Annotated in this window: 12 protein-coding genes, 1 pseudogene and 1 riboswitch; of the genes and pseudogenes, 8 read left to right on the top strand and 5 right to left on the bottom strand. The window is 60.1% G+C overall.

Features of this window, described 5'->3' with window-relative positions; all coding sequences use genetic code 11:
* Nucleotides 1-125 precede the first annotated feature (125 nt).
* The 3 genes and pseudogenes from Y703_RS22790 to Y703_RS0101240 form a co-directional block, all read right to left on the bottom strand.
* A pseudogene (locus Y703_RS22790) lies at nucleotides 126-581 on the bottom strand (integrase core domain-containing protein); the annotation flags it as partial.
* A 181-nt stretch (nucleotides 582-762) separates the two neighbouring features.
* Nucleotides 763-3,723, bottom strand: coding sequence for a helix-turn-helix transcriptional regulator (locus Y703_RS0101245; RefSeq protein ID WP_081743313.1), 2,961 nt, complete (start codon nucleotides 3,721-3,723; stop codon nucleotides 763-765).
* Between the two features lie 319 nt (nucleotides 3,724-4,042).
* Complete coding sequence (locus Y703_RS0101240; RefSeq protein ID WP_026551287.1) at nucleotides 4,043-4,285, bottom strand: hypothetical protein; 243 nt, start codon at nucleotides 4,283-4,285, stop codon at nucleotides 4,043-4,045.
* Nucleotides 4,286-4,476: 191 nt separating this feature from the next.
* Between Y703_RS0101240 and Y703_RS17130 the strand changes: the two genes are divergently transcribed.
* The 7 genes from Y703_RS17130 (at nucleotide 4,477) to Y703_RS0101205 (ending at nucleotide 12,870) form a co-directional block, all read left to right on the top strand.
* A complete protein-coding gene (locus Y703_RS17130) occupies nucleotides 4,477-6,012 on the top strand; it encodes a glycosyltransferase (RefSeq protein ID WP_253907891.1) in 1,536 nt (511 codons plus the stop codon).
* Nucleotides 6,013-6,209: 197 nt separating this feature from the next.
* Nucleotides 6,210-8,039, top strand: coding sequence for an ArnT family glycosyltransferase (locus Y703_RS17125; protein WP_162148843.1), 1,830 nt, complete (start codon nucleotides 6,210-6,212; stop codon nucleotides 8,037-8,039).
* A 78-nt stretch (nucleotides 8,040-8,117) separates the two neighbouring features.
* A complete protein-coding gene (locus Y703_RS20605; protein WP_026551286.1) occupies nucleotides 8,118-9,056 on the top strand; it encodes a DUF4397 domain-containing protein in 939 nt (312 codons plus the stop codon).
* On the top strand, nucleotides 9,053-10,216 hold the full coding sequence (locus Y703_RS0101220; RefSeq protein ID WP_026551285.1) for a family 8 glycosyl hydrolase: 1,164 nt from the start codon (nucleotides 9,053-9,055) through the stop codon (nucleotides 10,214-10,216). The genes Y703_RS20605 and Y703_RS0101220 overlap by 4 nt, the downstream gene beginning before the upstream one ends.
* 420 nt (nucleotides 10,217-10,636) lie before the next feature.
* On the top strand, nucleotides 10,637-11,074 hold the full coding sequence (locus tag Y703_RS22270) for a sortase domain-containing protein (protein WP_035763315.1): 438 nt from the start codon (nucleotides 10,637-10,639) through the stop codon (nucleotides 11,072-11,074).
* 196 nt (nucleotides 11,075-11,270) lie between these two features.
* Nucleotides 11,271-11,480, top strand: a complete 210-nt coding sequence (locus Y703_RS21835; RefSeq protein ID WP_155849350.1) for a hypothetical protein — start codon at nucleotides 11,271-11,273, stop codon at nucleotides 11,478-11,480.
* A 229-nt stretch (nucleotides 11,481-11,709) separates the two neighbouring features.
* Entirely contained in the window at nucleotides 11,710-12,870 is a 1,161-nt protein-coding gene (locus Y703_RS0101205) for a glycosyltransferase (protein ID WP_026551283.1), read from the top strand.
* 502 nt (nucleotides 12,871-13,372) lie between these two features.
* Here the strand turns inward: Y703_RS0101205 and Y703_RS17110 are convergent.
* Together Y703_RS17110 and Y703_RS0101195 are read right to left on the bottom strand one after the other, a co-directional pair.
* Nucleotides 13,373-14,899, bottom strand: a complete 1,527-nt coding sequence (locus Y703_RS17110; protein WP_253907890.1) for a glycoside hydrolase family 5 protein — start codon at nucleotides 14,897-14,899, stop codon at nucleotides 13,373-13,375.
* Between the two features lie 18 nt (nucleotides 14,900-14,917).
* A riboswitch (cyclic di-GMP riboswitch) is annotated at nucleotides 14,918-14,992 on the bottom strand.
* 656 nt (nucleotides 14,993-15,648) lie between these two features.
* Nucleotides 15,649-17,880, bottom strand: coding sequence for a catalase (locus tag Y703_RS0101195; protein ID WP_253907889.1), 2,232 nt, complete (start codon nucleotides 17,878-17,880; stop codon nucleotides 15,649-15,651).
* Nucleotides 17,881-18,123: 243 nt separating this feature from the next.
* On the opposite strand from Y703_RS0101195, the gene Y703_RS0101190 reads away from it, so the two are divergent.
* Nucleotides 18,124-19,144: IS30 family transposase (locus tag Y703_RS0101190; protein ID WP_035763313.1), on the top strand; the 1,021-nt coding region annotated here is incomplete at its 3' end.

Raw genomic sequence — 19,144 nt, 5'->3', positions numbered from 1 at the left:
CTTTGCGATCGCTGGCTATGAGGAAGTCAGCCGCCGCGTCGCGCCCACATGGCCGATCCGCGCCCGCCGACTTGTGAAGGCTGAGCTGCTGCGGTGATTTCGGACAGCGGATTTGGTGGTTTTCTCTACGCTGCCATGGCTGGCTGTTGGTAACTGTAGTGGACATCGTTGGGCCGGCGGTAATTGAGGGCTGAGTGCCGACGGCGGCTGTTGTAGAAGCCCTCGATGTAGCGGATGACATCTCGTTTTGCTTGTGATTTGGTGGCGTAAACGGTGCGGTGAACCCGTTCGTTCTTCAGTGCTGAAAAGAACGATTCCGCGGCGGCATTGTCCCAGCACACCCCGGTGCGTCCCATCGAGGAACGCATGCCCAGCCTGGTCACTAGTGCTCCGTGTTAATGGTTTGTTTGCGTTTCATCTTGCCCAGGAGGTACTCCGCTGACTTGGTCCAGGTGAATGGTTTGGCGGGCGTTTTTCAGTGCGTCCGCGACCAGATCGGTGCACATGTGATCGGCAATAGACCAGCCCACGACCTTCTTCGAATAGCAGTCGATCACGGTGGCGAGATAGAGGAATCCCCGGGATTAGCCAATTCCGCTGTCCGAAGTTCCCGCGGCAGCTCAGATCCCGCTGAATGGGAGTTCAGGTGAAGTGGCGCATGGATAACGCAAAATCCATGCGCAGCGTGCTTTCGTGGCCACTGCTCGGTGCTTTCGGCAAGGGCGGGAAGTTAGGTGGCGATGTGGAGGTATGCGATGGGTATCAGTGGTTGAGGTGGTCGATGGTGAGGTTTTCGCGGCGGGTGACACCGAGTTTTTCGAACACCCTGTAGAGGTGCCCTTCGACGGTGCGCACGGAGAGGAAAAGTTTGTCGGCGATCTCGGCGTTGCTGTAACCATTGACCGTCAGGGAGGCAACGGCGCGTTCGCGTTTGGTCAGCTTTACTACTGAAACAGGGACTGTGCCCGCGAATCCCTGTTGCGTCAGTGCAAGTGCAAGTTGCGCACGGATTATCCGCAGCTGCCTCTGGTGGCCTGCCTCCTCGGCCAGCCGGTGAGCCTCCTGCAAACAGATGGTGGCCAGCATGCTAAAGCCTGCTTCCCGGGTTTGAGCTGTCACCTCGAGCAACTGGGAAAGTTCGCGTTTGGTCAGCTTTACTACTGAAACAGGGACTGTGCCCGCGAATCCCTGTTGCGTCAGTGCAAGTGCAAGTTGCGCACGGATTATCCGCAGCTGCCTCTGGTGGCCTGCCTCCTCGGCCAGCCGGTGAGCCTCCTGCAAACAGATGGTGGCCAGCATGCTAAAGCCTGCTTCCCGGGTTTGAGCTGTCACCTCGAGCAACTGGGAAATATTTCCATCCATGACGGCACGTAAGCAGGTATGTGCCAAGGCGGCCTGGGGTCCTTCGAGTTGTTCGCCCAATACCAGCAAACGGTCGTTCGCGGAAAGGTTACCGTTCCGGAGGGCAAGCAGGCGCAGTTCCAGCTCGGTGGTACTCATTCCTTTGGTTTGGGCCTGATCGGCAAGACAGATGAGGTCCTGCATGGCTTGACTGTCTCCGGTGAGTACAAAACCGGCTGCAGCGTTGAATCCACGACTCAGGAGTCGCATTTCCAGGGATCCGCTGTGTTGTGCCTGCCTAAAATTGGCCCGGTGTTCCTCGGCCAGCTCCAAGCGCCCCAGAAGAGCCGAAATGTAGGCAGCCGTTCCCAGGGCAAGTGGAAGCAGGTGTTCCAAGTCATAGGATCTTAGACCCTCGATCGCTGCACCGAGTTCAGCGAGCTCTACAGCACCTCTTCCGGACCTTAGCCCTTGGCCCTGGTCTTGTTGCTCTTGCCCCGGTCCGGGTTGTGTCTGGTTACGGACATGGGAAAGGATGACCAGGCTCCGGGCGAAATCAATGGCGCCACCGGAGTATATCGACTTCCGCCATGAGGTGTCCCAGTATTGTTGGTGGGCTTTGGTGATTTCCTCCCATTGCCCGGAGCGGATTAGTGCCATGACATGCCGGGTGAGGATGTACTCGTGGTGGATTTTCAACCGGGGCAGATCGGCAGTGAGTATTCTCAGTGCTCGGCCGGTGAGGTTGGCGCCGGTGACGGGACGTCCGGTCGCGGTCGCGCATTCCCCAAGCATCGTCAATGCCAGCAGGACAGATTCGTCGTCTTCAACAGATTCGGCTTCTGCCAGAACGCCTTGCAGAATGCCGGGTGCGTCCTGGTGCTCTCCCTGGCTGATATGGACGGACTGCACGAGCAGGATAATGACGCGTCCGATGGACTCTATCACCGTCCCCATCGAATCCTCTGGATCGTCTTTGGTGATCCGTTCAAGGGCTAAGGACCAGGCATCGGCTTGGTGATGTAAGTGATGTGCGGGGTTTCCCGCATGGGCCATGAGCCGGATACTAAGCAGCACGGCACGCTTCAACGACACATGATCGCCCACTACTTCGGGGATGGCTTCCAACAGCTCGAAAGCCCTGGTCTCATCGCCCCTGAGATAGCTGGCCCAAGCACGTTCAATCCATGCGGCGGCCAGATGTTCGGGCTCTTTGACGGCGCTGGCTGCGCTGATGGCGAAGTCAGGATCGAATGAATCGATAGCGATTCTGGCAGCGTCGACCAGTTCGGCTTCCGATACATCAAATCCCCACTCAAGGGACCACCGGGCATCTCTTAGACGTGCATCGGCGGACCGGGTTCCTGCTGGCAGGCGCTTAGCCAGGCGTTCCCGGAGCCGTCTGGTACGACCGGCAGGAATAAGTTGCCGTACGACTTCGCCGTGGAGCGGGTCACGGGAACAGACGACAGGATCCGGGGCGCCGGTAACGGTAATGAGTTTGGCTTTCAAGAGAACATCGACGGCATCGTAGCTGCCCAGAGAAAATACAACAGGTAGTGGCAGCGGTTCAGCCAGTGCCACGAGATCGAGAACTTCACGGGCGTCCTCGGGAAGCTCGGTCAGCTGGGACTGGATAAGATCGGTCACCTCTCTATCAAAAGCCACGCTTCCGCTGGTAAGCAGCCAAACCCCGTTCCTGGAAGTCAACTGCCCGTTTCGGCGTGTTTGGGACACCAGGGCGAGCAAAAGCCGGGGGTTGCCACCACTGATCCGTGCCAAGGCGGCGCTGCTGCATCCGGCCACCGTCCCGCTCAGCACCTGCTCGCATAACTCGTGGACTTCGGCCAAGTCCAAGGGGTCCAGATAATACCGGGTGAGCAGACCCCCAACTGCACCGAAACCAAAGGACACAGCTCCATCCTGCACCGCCGTCACGACATGGACTTCCCCCGCTGCGGACAGCTGCTCAAGGACCGCAAGACTGGAAACATCAAGCTGATCGCCGGGGTCGATAACTAAAACGGGTCGGGCTCCCACGGAGCCGTCCATGGCTGAACCACTGTCGTTGTCTTCACCGAGACGCTGTGTCAATTCGCGCAGGACCACTGTGGAGGACAACACCTCATCTGCAGACAAACCGGTCAATAACGGTGCCAGAGATCCATACGGCGCACGTGAAACGTTTTTGCTGGCATGAACCCTGAACACGGGGACACTCTCACCCAGCTCCTGGACCACTGCTTGCATCACGGCGGTCTTACCCACACCGCGGTCCCCAATGATCACCGCACCATTGGTCCGCCCCGATCGGATACCCACCAAAATCTCCTGCACCAAGTGGGCGCGTCCCACCAGGCCTGCGACAACCATGCTTCTCATTCGGACCCCCGCCCCTAGCCGCCAAGTACTTCACATACGCGCCGACGAACCGACACGTTCTCACACTCAGGCCAGCCGACTGCTATCTCAACGACTATGAACGGAACCCAAGGATCAGCAGCTTATCCTTGAAATTACTAAAATCTTAAAGGATCCCCAGAACCTGCAAGCTGGGAAGGATACGAACCCCGTGCGGCCACCGGGTTATAGATTAGCAGCACTAAGCATACTGAGTAGATCCTTCCAAAAGTCGAGTATCGACTACTCGTGCAGAGCACTCCCGGAAACCGTAACGTCTGTAAGTAGGGCCTCTACGTCGTTACCAATTGAACGCTAGCGGCGTATCGCAGCCCTGGATGACCGCACCGCCGTCAATGCTGACTGCACTGGATGGAGCCGTGCCAATCACTTTTCCTGCCTGTGCGGATGTCCCCTCCGAATCGGAATCGGCGGCGCCAAAGCTCTCCTGAGACCGGAGCTCCCCATACTGGCGCCGCCGATTCCCCTGAGAGCTCACCAAAGCAGCGGTGAGTGAATCGAAGTGGATCAGCGGCCGGATCATTGTCCAACTTCTCAAGGGCACGGACCGCTATCCATGCAAGCACTCTCAGCTGCCAGCAGCACCTATGGCAGCCACCTGTGAAACGGCCAATGGCTTCGCAGCATACCCTGCTGGGTTTGCTGCGATCTGGCCTGTGAACCGCAACGTCGCGAACGTCCGACCGACCGCCCTACCCATGTCCAAGAGGTCTCATGACTCCGAGCATCCCCGCCACTTCAACGAATACCAACCTTTTTGATGCCCCGTCCGGCGCCCTTTTGACTCCAGCGCCGGAGGATCCTGCCCCCCAGAACGTCGCGCCGAATCGTGGCGATCCCGATATCAACTCCACTGATACCTCAACCGTTGGTCTGCTTCCGGATTGGTCCGTCGGTGAATGGCTAGCTTATGGAAGCCTCATGCTTGTCGCTGTCCTCTTGACGGCCATTGCCGTCACTACGCTGTGGTGGATGCTCCATGCGTGGCGTTCCAGGGACAGTTTGCAGCGCACGGGTTTCGCAAAGATTCCCCGCCCTGCCGCCTACAGCTTCAGCTTGTTGGTTCCTGGGAGGCATGAGGAAGAGGTGATGGGCCAGACGCTGGACAAGCTGGCCGAGCAGGACCACCCGGACTTTGAAATCATCGCGATCGTGGGGCATGACGATCCGGGTACGGAAGCTGTTGCCCGTGCAGCCGCGGCACGTCACCCCGAACTGATCAAAGTAGTGGTGGATGACTCGGTTCCCAAGAACAAGCCAAAAGCGCTCAATCTCGCACTCAAGACCGCACGAGGCAGTGTCGTCGGGGTTTTCGACGCCGAGGATGACGTGCATCCACGATTGCTGTCATTGGTCGATTCCCGCTTCACGGAGACCTCCGCGGATGTGGTGCAGGGAGGTGTGCAGTTAATGAATTTCGATACCACTTGGTGGTCGCTGCGCAACGTCCTGGAGTATTACTTCTGGTTCCGTTCCAGGCTTCATTTCCACGCTAACGCGAAGTTCATTCCATTGGGCGGCAACACGGTATTCATTAAGCGAACGTGGCTCGACTGGTCTAACGGTTGGGATGCCGAGTGCCTGGCTGAGGACTGCGAAGTAGGGGTGCGGCTCTCAAGCCAGGGCGCCACTGTTGCCGTTGCCTACAGCCCTGAGGTGGTCACCCGGGAAGAAACCCCGGGAACTTTGAAGTCGCTGTTCAAGCAGCGCACCCGCTGGAACCAGGGGTTCTTGCAGGTGCTGGGCAAGGGAGAGTGGCGGAAACTTCCCAGTGCCAGGCAGCGCTTGTTTGCCCGGTACATTCTGGCGATGCCGTTCCTTCAGGCAGCAACCGGACTGCTCATTCCGGTGTCCATTGTCCTCATTCTCACAGCCAAGGTACCTGTCGGGGTGGCCCTGATTACCTTCCTCCCCCTGGGACCCACGATCGTGACTCTTGCTGCCGAAGCCGCTGGCCTTCACGAGTTCGGCAAACTGTACGGCCGCAAAGTACGCATGAGAGATTATGTCCGGCTGGTCCTTGGCACTTTCCCTTATCAAGTGTTCCTCGCAGCCGCAGCGGTACGGGCCGTGTGGCGGCAGATCCGCGGCGAGAATTCCTGGGAAAAAACCGAACACACCGGAGCCCACCGCACCGACTTCGCTCCTCTGCCGGGCAAAGAACCGCAGCTGGTTGGCGCAGGGCACGGGTCCGGGTTCGCGAAAGAACCCCAGTTCTCCGGTTCGGCCGGTTCAGGAGCCGCATCATGAGCACCACCACGCACCGGACACCAGCGCACCAAATGCCCCAATCCCCTGGTAGGCGGCCAATAGTTCCGACCCGCGTCCGGAAAAGTCCGCCGAAAAACGGGCCCCATGCATGGTACCGCTGGCGCCGGGTTCACGGTCGGGCTCCGTTGTGGCTGCTGCCGACCCTGCTCATAACAGCCGTAGTGCAGGCCTGGAACATGGCTGGCTCTCCGCAGCGCATCGATGATGAAGGCACCTATGTGGCGCAGGCGTGGGCTATTACCAATCTTGGTGAGTTGGCGCACTACACCTACTGGTATGACCACCCGCCGCTGGGGTGGATTCAGATTGCCGGATACGCCCAACTCACCGGCGCTTTCGATCGATGGGACACCTCCGTGATGGCCGGCCGCGAAGCGATGCTGGTGGCAGCAGTCATCAGCACCGCGCTACTCTGGTTGCTCGCCCGCAAAACGGGTCTCGGTCGGGGAATGGCCACCCTCGCCGCCCTGCTCTTCGCGCTCTCACCTCTTGCTATCCAGTTCCACCGCACCGTGTATCTGGATAACATTGCCACCGCCTGGCTCCTGGGCGCACTGATTCTTGCCATGAGCCGTAAGCACCAGCTCGCAGAGTTTGTGGGGGCAGCGGTCATGTTCGGGATCGCTGTGCTGACCAAAGAGACCTATCTCCTGGCCCTTCCTCTCCTAGCCTGGGTCATGTTCCACTCGGCGTACCCGGCCACACGGCGTTACACCCTCGCGGTCGCCTCCACGATGCTGGTCCTCGTCGGTAGCGGATACATCCTGTTCGCCGCAGTCAAGGGCGAGTTACTGCCAGGAGATAACAGGGTCAGCCTTTTCGATGGTATCGCCTTCCAGCTCAGCTCGCGTGTCTCGAGTGGTTCGATCACCGACCCTGACAGTTTGATCAACCGCACGCTGGCCATGTGGTGGCAACTGGACCCAGTATTTATCACCACGGGTATCGTCTCAACTCTGGCAGGGTTGTTCATTAAACGGCTGCGGCCCTATGCCGTCCTGGTGGTGGGTTTGGTGTTGTTCATGTTCAGGCCGGGAAGCTACCTTCCGGTTCCCTATGTCATCATGCTGATCCCGTTCGCGGCTCTCTGCATCGCTGGAGTGACCTCCTGGATACTCGCCCACCTTCGCCGCGGCAACAGTGCAGGCAAACGGGTCAGCGCCATGACAGGTATAGCGGGGTTAATTATCGCTGTTGTCATCGCGGTGCCGTTGTGGACCACGCAGCTCCGAGGGATGCTGCTCGCTAATCTGGATGCCTCAACAGTTCAGGCGCAGGACTGGATTACCAGCAACGTCCCCCTCACCGACCGGCTCATCGTGGATGACGCGATGTGGGTTGATCTCGTCAAGGCTGGCTTCGCCCGCGACAACGTCATTTGGTACTACAAGTTAGATACAGACTCCGATGTCATGGATGCATCGCCGAACGGTTGGCAGGACTCGGACTACATTGTCACCACGGACTCCATGCGCACCTTCCCTGACCAGTTCCCCCAGATCGCCCAGGCGCTAAATAATTCCGAGATCGTCGCGAGCTTCGGCGAGGGCTTCCAGCAGGTCGACGTCCGCCGCATATTTCCGGAAGGACTCGCCGCGCGCGAGGAGGCGACTGCCGAGCGGGCGGAACGGTTGTCCTCGGTAGGGATCGAGTTGGTCACCAATCCTTCCCTGACCTTTGAGGGTGAGACTGTTTCACTCCTCGAGGCAGGTCAAATAGATGCACGTATTCTGGCCGCAATCGGTCAACGAGCATCCTTGAACGCCCTAACCATTGCGAGTTTCCCTGTCGTTCACGGCGAGAGCGGCACGATGCGCCGCCAGGTATTGTTCAGCGCTTCCGATGGCGTTGCCCTGGCCCCGGGAAGCCCTGCAGCGGATGACCTTCAGCGGTGGCTTGAAAGCCTCAACGGATTTTTCGCCGTATCAAGCGTCACACAGACACAGGACGGCGTGTTGGCAACCTTCTCGACCGTTCAACCGACCAACCTGCTGCCGTCCCGGTAGCAGTCTGCCCGACGCGAGCTGGCGCCGGGAATCAGTAACTTAACACTTCTTTCATTATCGATCGCAGAGGAGCACACGATGCACACCACTACCATGACCACCACCGGCGCGATACCGGGTCCACGAGGACGCCGGGGGGTGACCGGCAGAGTCTCCAGCATTTTCGCTGCGGCAGTTACCGCGCTGCTTGCGCTGACCTTCGCGGCGGGCCCGGTTTCCGCCGTCGAATCCGATGAGACACCTGCCGGTTGGGCGCGCGTTGCCCATCTGTCTCCCGACACCAAGTCGGTGGATGTCCAGCTGACAGCGGTGGCGGGAGGCGAGGTGCTTTTCGATCTGGAAGACGTCGCCTACGGTGATGTCTCAGAGTACCTACGCCTGGCGGTCGGTACCTATGTCGTGTCCATGACTCCCACGGATAGCACAGCAGAGGCTGAACCGGCGATCAGCGAGCTCATCAACGTCAAGGACGGTGAGCCCGTGACCTTGGCAGCTCTCGGCTCGAATTCCGAGCTGACGACCAAGGTCATTTACGATGACCTCACCCCACCGGGTGACGGTGAAGCGCGCGTACGAGTCCTGCAGGCCTCCACTGTGAATCCCATCGTCGACATCAAAACCGTGTCCGGTATGGTCATCACCGCAGGAGCGAAAAGTGGTGAAGTGACCGGATACGCCACGGTGGACGCGGGGCCGTGGGACCTGTTGCTGACGGCAGACGCGGTGGCCAGCGAGGCGGAGATCGAGCTTGACTCAGGCAGTGTGAACACCCTTCTCGTCCTGGACAACGCCTCGGGCGGACTGACCATCAAGCAAGTCGAAGACAGCGGCTCGGTAAGTTCCACTCCCGTTGGAGGAACAAACACCGGTGCAGCCGTTCAGACCACGGAAGTCACCGGCGCATTTGTCGCTCAATGGTCCGTGATGGGCGCGTTGGTTGTGGCCGCGGTGCTGACGCTGTTGGTCGCCGTACGTCCTGCACGGAAATCCCTCGCAGCCAGCGGGCGCCGCCAGTGAAAAAAAGCACCATGCTCGCCGTGGTGGCTTTCAGTGTAGTGACGCTCCTTGTCGTTGTTGTCGCCGCGCTCTGGTCAACCGGTGTTATCAGATCGAATAATCAGGGCGCCCAAGAGTCCTCTGGAGAAAGCGGGCCTGCCGTGGAACCAAGCATCAAGCAGGTCACACCTGGGGAGTCCGCGCGTTCGTTCCTGGAAACGTGGGTTGATGATGACGGGCGCGTAGTCCGTCGCGACCAGGGCGACGACACCGTCAGCGAGGGGCAGGCCTACGGCCTGATGATCGCACTTGGTGCCGGAGACGAGGAACGATTCGACGCCATCTGGTCCTGGACCGAACAGAATCTGATGCGCGAAGACGGGCTGCTGGCCTGGCGCTGGCAGGACGGCGTCGTGGTCGATGCCGAACCGGCCTCGGATGCCGATGTGGATGCTGCCCGTGCTCTTGTCCTTGCGGGTGAGCGCTTTGACCGGGCGGATTTCACTGCTGCTGGGCAAAAACTTGCAGCACAGGTCCTGGATTTGATGACAACTCAGACACCATTGGGCAGGATTCTTCTTCCCGGGTTGTGGGCGGCAGGAGGACCCGATTACTTCTACAATCCCTCCTATGCTTCGCCTGTATCCTTTGCGGTTCTCTTCGAGAGCAGCGGGGATCAGCGCTGGAATGAACTGGTAGATGGCGGACGGGCTGTGACCGCCGCGCTGCTTGATGAGAGCCCGCTTCCTCCAGACTGGGCCCAGGTCACGGCAGACGGTCAAGTCAACGCGATGCCCGGTGCTGGCGGGCAGGGTGATGAGGTGCGCTACAGTTACGACGCCGCCCGGCTGCCGATCCGTTTCGCGGAGTCCTGCGAAGAAGCAGACCGGCGCCTCGCGGCCCGAATGCTCCCGGCACTCAACCCCACCAATGGAATGTCAGCAGCACTGGATCTCGGTGGTTCGCCCCTGAACGAAGACCAACATCCTGTCGCTTACCTGTCCCGCGCCGCCGCTGCGGCTTCGGCAGAGCAGTTGGCAGATGCGCGCTGGGATGTCAGGGAAGCGGAACAAGTTGCTAGACAGTTCAGTACCTACTACGGCGCGGCGTGGACATCATTGGGGCGTCTGATGCTTGAGACCAAGGCGCTGGGCGGCTGCCCGCCCCTGGCGCCAGACTAGGCCGTCGTACGGCTCAGAAACCTGCCTTCACTTGATGTCTCCAGCTTCGCCCGAAAGTTCGCTGCACGAAGAACCTGTATGTAACACAGAGGATCATGGATCATGTTTTTATTCGAATGGCATAAGAAAACACCGCACACCGCGGTGGTAGGCGCACTTGCTGCAGGCCTGCTACTTGCCGGTTGCGGTGCCCCTGCGACGGATGCGTCGGGCACCCAAGGACAAGTGCAAAAACAAAGTCAAGAACGGGGCCAAGCAGGGAGTCAGGCCAAGACCACGGTTCCGGCCGATGCAACGCGGTCTCTGGAACCAGAAAGGGGCACGGCCCAACCGAACGCCGCTACGGCGGCCGGTGCCGCCGGCCGCATCCAGGACCCCAGCGCTGAAAAACCCGAGGATACTCCCGGGAACCATTCCCCCGTGAGCCTCAGAATCCCGTCCATCAACGTCGACGCGCCTCTAGAAACCCTTTCGATCGATGACACCGGAACCCTCCTCCCGCCTGTCGACTGGGACGCCGCCGGATGGTACGACCGCAGTCCACTACCTGGGGAGCGCGGCCCCTCCGTCATCGCCGGTCACCTCACCGCACCCGACGGCCCAGCCGTCTTCGTCGAACTGGGTAAGTTGGTTCCCGGGGACCGTGTGGAAGTCGACCAGTCAGACGGAAGTACAGCGGTCTTCGAAGTGAACCGCACCATCTCCGCGGAAAGAACAGGCTCCTTCCCCACCGAGGAAATCTACGGACCCACACCGGATGCACAGTTACGCCTGATCACCTGCGACGGCGAGTACGACCCCGAACGCGGACACTGGACACGAAACATGGTGGTATTCGCCACCATAGTCACCGCTTAGGCACTCGATCCCGCGCGACCAGCCCGGCCCATCGCACGCCAAACCTGCCGAAGTGGTAAACCCACCGATCATCAGTATCGATGATGAGCACCTGTCTAGCAGGCAAAGGCCTCAGCTGGATGTAGGTCACGTTCAGTAAGGCGCGAAGCCTGCCCAAGAAGACTGTCCGCTGCGCATCAAAGGAAAAGCTGCACACATGAAAGACAAACTGTTTTACTACCCGTTCTCTACCTACCAGCCAAAAGCGCCACCCAAAACGCTCCTTCACAACCATGGTCTCGAAGAACTTGCCTTCACTACTGCACAGGTGACCCCCATCGGCGCACAAAACCCTCTCCTGACTGAGCGAGAACACTCTCTTCAACAGCTCGCTGACGACATTCTGGCCCTTGGATCCCGCCAGTAACCGCCTTAGACGTTGCGCCAGGGATGCTTTGTTTCGTCCGATGACAGCGCACCAGTCCACCGCCCGTTCCGCCCCTACCCACCACTTCGGCTGGGCGCACCCACAGGAGATAACCCATTGCATTCCTGGAACTTCGGCCCCCTGCCCGTCCTACTGCCCGCTGCCGGCTAGTGGAGCGTCAACAATGTGATCGTGTCGCCCAAAGAGCTAAACCGCTAGGAAGAACACCATGAAACTATCTGTAATCGTGCCGACCTATAATGAAGCACCAAATATTCAAGAACTCGTCCACCGAATCGCCACAATTTGCAGTGACATCGAGGCGGAAATCATTTTCGTCGACGATTCCACCGACTCAACCCCTACAACCATCCAACAGGCCGCGGCGATCTCCGCACTCCCCGTGCGGATGTTCCACCGCCAAGAGCCCATCGGCGGCTTGAGCGGGGCGGTCATCGAGGGCATCACAGCGAGCCATGCCGATTACTGCCTGGTCATGGACGGTGACCTCCAGCACCCTCCCGAAATGATCCCAGTAATGCTGGCTCAGCTTGAAAATTCGGCCAGCGATGTCGCGATTGCCTCCCGATACTGCGGTGAAGGGAGCAGCAATGCAGGCCTCTCCGGAACCTACCGCCGGATGGTGTCGAAGGCATCAACCATGGTCACCCGTTCCTTGTTCCCGGTTCGGCTCAAGGGTTGTTCAGACCCGATGACCGGGTTCTTCGCCATCCGCAGGACCAGCATCGATGTGGCTGCACTGCGGCCCACCGGCTTCAAAATCCTGTTGGAAATTCTCGCACGGCAACCACTAAAAATTGTTGAAATCCCGTTTATCTTTGGACAGCGATTCGCGGGATCATCGAAAGCCACGATGAGTCAGGGACTGCGGTTTATCCGCCAGGTAGGGGAACTCAGGGTCGGGCGCATTGGTCTCTTCGCCGTCGTCGGAGCCATCGGCACCGTCCTGAACTTGTCGATTATGGCCACCCTGCTGATGTTCGGTACCCACTATGTCGTGGCGGCTATTGCAGCAGCCGAACTAACCATCCTGACCAACTTCCTCATGCAGGAAAGGCTGGTATTCAAGAGGGCACGACACAGTGCTGCCAGTACCCGCACGCGCTTCTTGCAATCAGTGGGTTTCAACAACGCCGAAGCGCTGCTCCGTCTGCCTGTCCTGGTGTTCCTCGTGGAAATACTCCTAATTAACAGCGTGGTGGCGCAAGCCGGAACCCTCGCAGCCGCGTTCGGGCTAAGGTATCTGTTTCACACCAAAGTGGTCTACCTTGCCCGCCCGCAGATTGAGCCAGCCGTTGAAGATGCAATATCTAAGGGCCCCGCTCTCTCCCGGCCCGACTCGGAAAAACTCAGCCCAGCTCAACCGTAGTGAGTGATGATTCGTCCCCACCCCCGCTTGAGTAGCCACGAGTCTGAGTCCAGCCGCCGGAGTTCATCAGGACGCTCGGAGCACGTGAGCTGTGGACCGGCCGAGTCGGCCCACCGGCCGCCAGGAGCAGGGCGACATTCTCCTGCAGCGGGACCGCCCTTCCCAAAGGAACGACTCGAGCACTCTGTCTAATTTTCGAGAATCCCGGGAAAAGCAACTACTCGTGCGCAGGCAAAGCGGGGCTTCCGCTGTTATCAGCGGAAGCACAAGCTACGACGAATGAGCTTCACGAAGTAGCGATAGCACAGAACAGACCCATCACGACCAATGTGCTGACCGGTTCGGAGCTAACTGGCAGGTACCGGAAACGGCCGTCGAGAACACGCCATCATTCAGCGGGACGCGACCAACCGCCCAGAACAAAGCTGATTTTCCTCCGAGCTCTTCAGGTTCTGACCGGCTGGCAATGACGGGAATGCCGGGGCCTTGGCCCTCAAAAGCATCACGAAGAGGAAATCCGTACGGTTGGCAGTGAGTACTTCGGCACTGTCGAATATCCGGTTCTTGAACCCACCACACGCACTTTGACGGTACTGTCACGGTCAGCAGATACTAGCTTGTACGACTTGGAGGCAGCACCTTTGATAGGGAGCCCGGAGCGGTACCACTGGTAGGTCAGCCTGGTTCCCGTGGTCCAGGTTCTGGGGTTTGCTGTGAGGGTGTATCCGACCTTATTCGTGCCGCTGATGGTCGGGATGGAAGTGGTAAGGATCTCGGGAGTCACCACAGCTGGCGGGGGTTGAACCGGCACCGGAGTAGTCGTCAGCAGGGGCTTCAAGGCCTCGAGTTTGGTGGTTTCCGGGGTACGCCAATCGTCTTGGACGAGACCGCCGGTATCACCGCTGTTGGGGTTGTATGACCAGTAGGAGTAGCTGATCCCGGTGCTGCCGAGGTATTTGACCATCTGGTCCAGCCACTGCTTGTCCGATGTGGTTTCGAGTCTGGTACCGAATTCGCCGAGGAGGACCGGCGCGATGCCCTGCTTGGCGATGTACCCCCAGTTGTTGTCCCAAACATTAGGGAGGTTAGCTGGATAATCTGGTTCCGAGAACCACTTTTGCGGGTAGACGGAGCCAGGGTAATCGTGGGGGGAGTAGACGACACGATTATCGATGTCGAGTCTGATGGGATACGCGGCGACGCCTTTGAGCCCGCTTCCCCACCAGGTGGCGGTGCCGTCGGATTCGTTTTCGATGCCTTCGACGATGATGAGCAGGTTCGGGTTTATGGACAGGATTGAATTGCCGGCACGCGTGGCGGCGGCCTGCCAGTCAGTTGCAGGATTTTCGCATCCCCAACAGGCGGCCCCGCGCGGTTCGTTGTGCAGATCCGCCCCGATAACGGTCGGATTGTCTTTGTACCGGGCGGCGAGCATCGTCCAGTCAGCAATCCACTTTTCCTCGCTGTAGAGGGCGGTGTACCAGAGTTCGGACTGTGAGCCGGAGTCCGGGCGATGGCGGTCGAGGATAACATTGAGGCCATTGGCTTTCGCTGCGGCGATGACGGCGTCCATGACGTGCAGCGGGGCCTTGCCGACGAGTCCGGGGTTGGCCGAGGAGTCTACGGAACTGGTTTCGCCGGTGGTGATGCACTCATTGGAGTATGGCAGGCGAATCGTGTTGAACCCCATGTCCTTGATTTGCTGGATACCCTCCTCAAGGTTGATGGTCCATAGCCCGTGGGGCACGCATTCCGGTGTCTCTAAACCAAACCAACTTATCGACTTGATTATGTACGGGTTGTTCGCTGCGTCGCGGATCACTCCGCCGTCCGTGTGGAGCCACCCCGAGGTGGATGAGGCTACTTCCATCATCCTCATCTCACCCATTCCTGACTCTTCCACAACTAACCCCCCGAGGACCGGGAGCGCCGCCAGGGCAAACGCTCCGGCCGTCAGCAGCCTTCGTACTGCACCCCCGCGCGTAGGCGGTCGGGATCGCATGCTGTTGATGGGTGGGATGGAACGCATGGATGGAGTCCTTCGTGGTTCGGTGGCCCGGCTGACCCCGTGGGTTCCGTGGCTTTGCGTCCCCGGCTCACACCGGGTTTGCCCTTGTCGACAACCACCGTCCTGTACCCCACCGTGGTGCGGTACAGGACGGACGGCCTCGTCTTATTCTCCGATAGACACCTCAAAAATTGATACGTAAATACCCCTGGATGAACGCAGTGTTTCCGCAGGAAACGGTCGACATCGCGGCCAATTGACCTGTGACGGGCCAACGGTTGAGGGAAATCACCACGGGCCTCGAATGTGACCGAGCTCCGTGACACCCTCTGTACCTTGTAATGAGGGAGACCGTACTTCGCGGCAAGGTCAGGACCATGATGTCGGTTGCGTCTGACCGCTTCTAATGAACGCCTCGGAACTCTCAGCGATTAGAAACACGTCTAACCCCGAATCACTCGACACACGCCTCGTGCAGACGAGTCCTGACATTCCGTGCAGTCGACTTTTGATGACGACACGTTTTCGTTGACAGTCGGATTCGAAGAACGTGGTGCGGTGGAGGATCCTCCACCGCGATGGTCGGGGCAGCACACCGCGTTCTCACTGGCCTTGTGCAATACCGGATGGCCTCGGCGAGGTGGTGGAGGAACAACTGATATGCGCCATTTTTTCGTGACGTGCGGAGCACCAATTTGGTTAGCGGTAGAGCGGCCCTGCTTCCCGTAGGGAATTCAGGGCCGCTTTGCTGAAGCTGTTGTCGCTGCCGGTTAGGCGGGGAACCGTTCCCAGACGCGGTGCTGCCCGAGTATCGCCTGCAGCTGGTCGAGAACCGCTGTAGGGTCGTCGCCGACAACCACTCCGGGGGCGGTTGAGGACACTCCGGCCGCTGCGAGAGTGTTGGCTGAGTCCCCCCAGCCGCCGATGGCCTTGGAGTGGCGGAATGCTTCAGCGATCATCAAACTGACCCGGGGGTCTACCGAGGGGTGTCCGGTGGGGTCTCCTGCCTTGGCGTCGAGGCTGTCCACCGCGTCGCTGCCGGGGGTGCTGGCACCGGCGAGCAGAATCGCGTCGAATTCAGTGGAGCGCGCGGTGAGGTAGGTGCGCTGCACGACGACTGATCCGCCGAGCTTTCCGCCCTGTGGTGCAATCACCAAGGGCACCATTCCCACGGCATGGATGTCCTGACGGACGCGATCAAGTGTTCCGAGGTCGCTGGACTCATCGGCGATGATGCCGATGATCCGTCCGCTGACCGGCCAGGTAGCACCGATCTGGGACAGCGTGGGACTCTCCGCGGATTCCTCCGCCGTCACCGACGCCGCGGGTGCGGGCAGCCCCAGGCCCTGCGCGACCTCAGCGCAGAGGTGTTCGTCAATGTTGGCCAGGCTTTGCAGCTGCCTGATCCGGATGTTCTCCTCGTAGCATTTGCCCAGTTCGAAGGTGTACGCCTGGATGACGTGGTCCTGCTCCACCGCGGTCAGTGACCGGAAGAACAGTCCGACCTGGCTGAAATGATCGTCGAAGGTCGCAGGCGACTCACGGACCTTCCGGGACGCGGGAAGGTCCTGCGGCACCTCGATGTAGGCGCTCATGTCCTCCCCTGCGAGGAACGGGCACCCGCCGTCGAGCGAGTTGGGCCTGTACGGCGCCACGCCCCCGTGAACGGCCGTCTGGTGCATTCCGTCACGGAGCATGTCATTCACCGGTGCGAGCGGCCGGTTGATGGGCAGCTGGCTGAAGTTCGGCCCGCCAAGCCGGGAGATCTGGGTATCGATGTAGGAGAACAATCGTGCCTGCAGCAACGGATCATTGGTGACATCGATACCCGGGACCAGGTGCCCCGGATGGAAGGCGACCTGCTCGGTCTCCGCAAAGTAATTCGTAGGATTCGCGTTGAGCGTCATGGTGCCGATGATCTGCACCGGCGCCAGTTCTTCGGGCACAAACTTCGTCGGATCGAGGAGGTCGATCCCTTCGAACATCTCCTCCGGAGTATCCGGGAAAGTCTGGATCCCCAAATCCCATTGAGGGTACGCACCGGCCTCGATGGTGTCCGCCAGGTCGCGCCGGTGGAAATCCGGGTCCATTCCATTGATGATCTGGGCCTCTTCCCACACCAGCGAATGCACGCCCTGCCGCGGTTTCCAATGAAACTTCACCAACGTCGTCTCCCCTTTACCGTTGACGAGCCGGAAAGTATGGACGCCGAAACCCTCCATGGTGCGGAACGACCGCGGCAGACCGCGGTCGGACATGTTCCACATCGTGTGGGCCTGCGCCTCGGTGTGCAGGGAAACGAAATCCCAGAACGTATCATGGGCGCTTTGTGCCTGCGGGATTTCCCGGTCCGGATGTGGCTTGGCAGCATGCACCACGTCGGGGAATTTGATGCCGTCCTGGATGAAGAACACCGGGATGTTATTTCCCACGAGGTCATAGGTACCTTCGTCGGTGTAGAACTTCGTGGCAAACCCGCGGGTATCCCGAACAGTGTCTGCGGACCCGCGGGAGCCGAGTACCGTGGAGAACCGGACAAACACCGGCGTCTCGGTTCCTGTGGCAAGGAAGCCTGCCTTACTGACGCCAGCAGCGGCACCATTCGCGACGAAAACCCCGTGGGCGGCAGCGCCCCGCGCATGAACGACGCGCTCTGGTATCCGCTCATGATCGAAGTGGGTGATTTTCTCCCGAAGGTGATGATCCTGCAACAGGATCGGGCCGCGAGGGCCAGCCTTCAGCGAATGGTCGGAGTCCGGGACCCGTGTGCCCTGCGCCGTCGTCAGGAAACGCCCACTCTGCGACATTGCACTCTTTGGGGCACCCGTGGGAACACCGGTCGGCGATCCGGTTTCGGGAGAATCCTGGTCAGGTTTCGGCGGAAGCGGATCCCGGGGCTCGGTCGGCTCCACAAGTGACGGAGCCTGGACCGATGGCACGCCCGGAATCGGCACATCAACGGTGAACTGGTTGTTCTGCGGGCGATCTTCGTTCCTGGACACTCGAGCCTCCATGCATTCAGCGATCCGGTCCCAGCAGCGGTGCCACGACCCTCACCCCACCCTACTGGAACCGCTAAGCCTGCTTCATAGTTTTCTTGATAGCGCCCGAACTAGGACAACGACAAACCTGTCGGTAGCTCCGCAATTGTGCTTGACGCGAAGAATGACCGTTAACAGGAGCCATAAGCCGATGGCGAGCTCAAGCGGTCGTTGCAACACCTCTATTGATGTGAGGTGCTGCGTATGTTGTCGAAGAAGGAACGGATCGAGAAAGAGGCGCGGTTCTGGGTGTTGATGGCGCAGGGCTCCACGTTGACGGCGGTGTGTGATGCTGTGGGTGTGAATCGACAAACTGGACGACGTTGGCGGCAAGTAACCGGTGGGCGGATCCCGCGTGCCAAGCCGGAGCCGTCGGGTCGGTACCTCTGCCTAGAGGATCGGCTGCGGATTGCCGATCTGCATCTGGCCGGGACCGGTGTGCGGGGGATCGCCCGAGAGGTGGGACGGTCGGCTTCGACGGTCAGCCGTGAGCTGCACCGCAACGGCCCTGAACCGGGTCCGCGGGGGCGGCGGAAGTACGCTCCGTATGCTGCCCAGAAACGGGCCGAGCTGCGCGGACGCCGGCCCAAGACCAGTAAGTTTGATGACTTGGAACTGGCATCCTTAGTGCAGGCCAAGTTGTGCGTGAAGTGGAGCCCCGAGCAGATCCGCGACCACCTCGGCGCGGCGTTCCCAGACCGGACGGAGATGCAGGTGTGTCCCGAAACGATCTACCAGGCACTGTATGTCCAGGGCCGCGGTCATTTACGCGCTGACCTGCACCAACACCTGCGCACCGGCCGTGCGATGAGGCGTCCCAGACGCTCCACCGCTGCTAAGAGTTCGGGGAAGATCCCAGACATGATCCTGATCAGCGAACGGCCCGCCGAGGTCGCAGACCGCGCCGTCCCTGGCCACTGGGAAGGGGATCTGGTGCTGGGCTCAAACTGCCGCTCGGCCATCGCCACCCTCGTGGAGCGCCAGACCCGGTTCACGATCCTCATCCACCTGCCCGAGGACCACGGCGCCATCGCGGTCCGTGACGGTCTCCTGGCGGCCATCAAGACCCTCCCAGCGCACCTGGCTAAGTCGCTGACCTGGGATCAGGGCACCGAACTGGCCCAGCACCGCCAGATCACCATGGCCACGAAAATGGCCATCTACTTCTGCGACCCTCATTCACCGTGGCAGCGGGGCTCCAATGAGAATACGAACGGGTTGCTGC

This window comes from Arthrobacter sp. H20 (assembly GCF_000520515.1).
Lineage (GTDB): Bacteria > Actinomycetota > Actinomycetes > Actinomycetales > Micrococcaceae > Arthrobacter_D.
Note: the sequence above shows the minus strand (reverse complement) of the source record. Positions and strands in the feature narration are given on the sequence as shown.

Bases quoted from the DNA above. Each gene is read 5' to 3' on its own strand.
- Y703_RS0101245 (WP_081743313.1), bottom strand. From the start codon at position 3,723: ATGAGAAGCATGGTTGTCGCAGGCCTGGTGGGACGCGCCCACTTGGTG.
- Y703_RS0101240 (WP_026551287.1), bottom strand. From the start codon at position 4,285: ATGATCCGGCCGCTGATCCACTTCGATTCACTCACCGCTGCTTTGGTG.
- Y703_RS17130 (WP_253907891.1), top strand. From the start codon at position 4,477: ATGACTCCGAGCATCCCCGCCACTTCAACGAATACCAACCTTTTTGAT.
- Y703_RS17125 (WP_162148843.1), top strand. From the start codon at position 6,210: ATGGCTGGCTCTCCGCAGCGCATCGATGATGAAGGCACCTATGTGGCG.
- Y703_RS20605 (WP_026551286.1), top strand. From the start codon at position 8,118: ATGCACACCACTACCATGACCACCACCGGCGCGATACCGGGTCCACGA.
- Y703_RS21835 (WP_155849350.1), top strand. From the start codon at position 11,271: ATGAAAGACAAACTGTTTTACTACCCGTTCTCTACCTACCAGCCAAAA.
- Y703_RS0101205 (WP_026551283.1), top strand. From the start codon at position 11,710: ATGAAACTATCTGTAATCGTGCCGACCTATAATGAAGCACCAAATATT.
- Y703_RS17110 (WP_253907890.1), bottom strand. From the start codon at position 14,899: ATGCGTTCCATCCCACCCATCAACAGCATGCGATCCCGACCGCCTACG.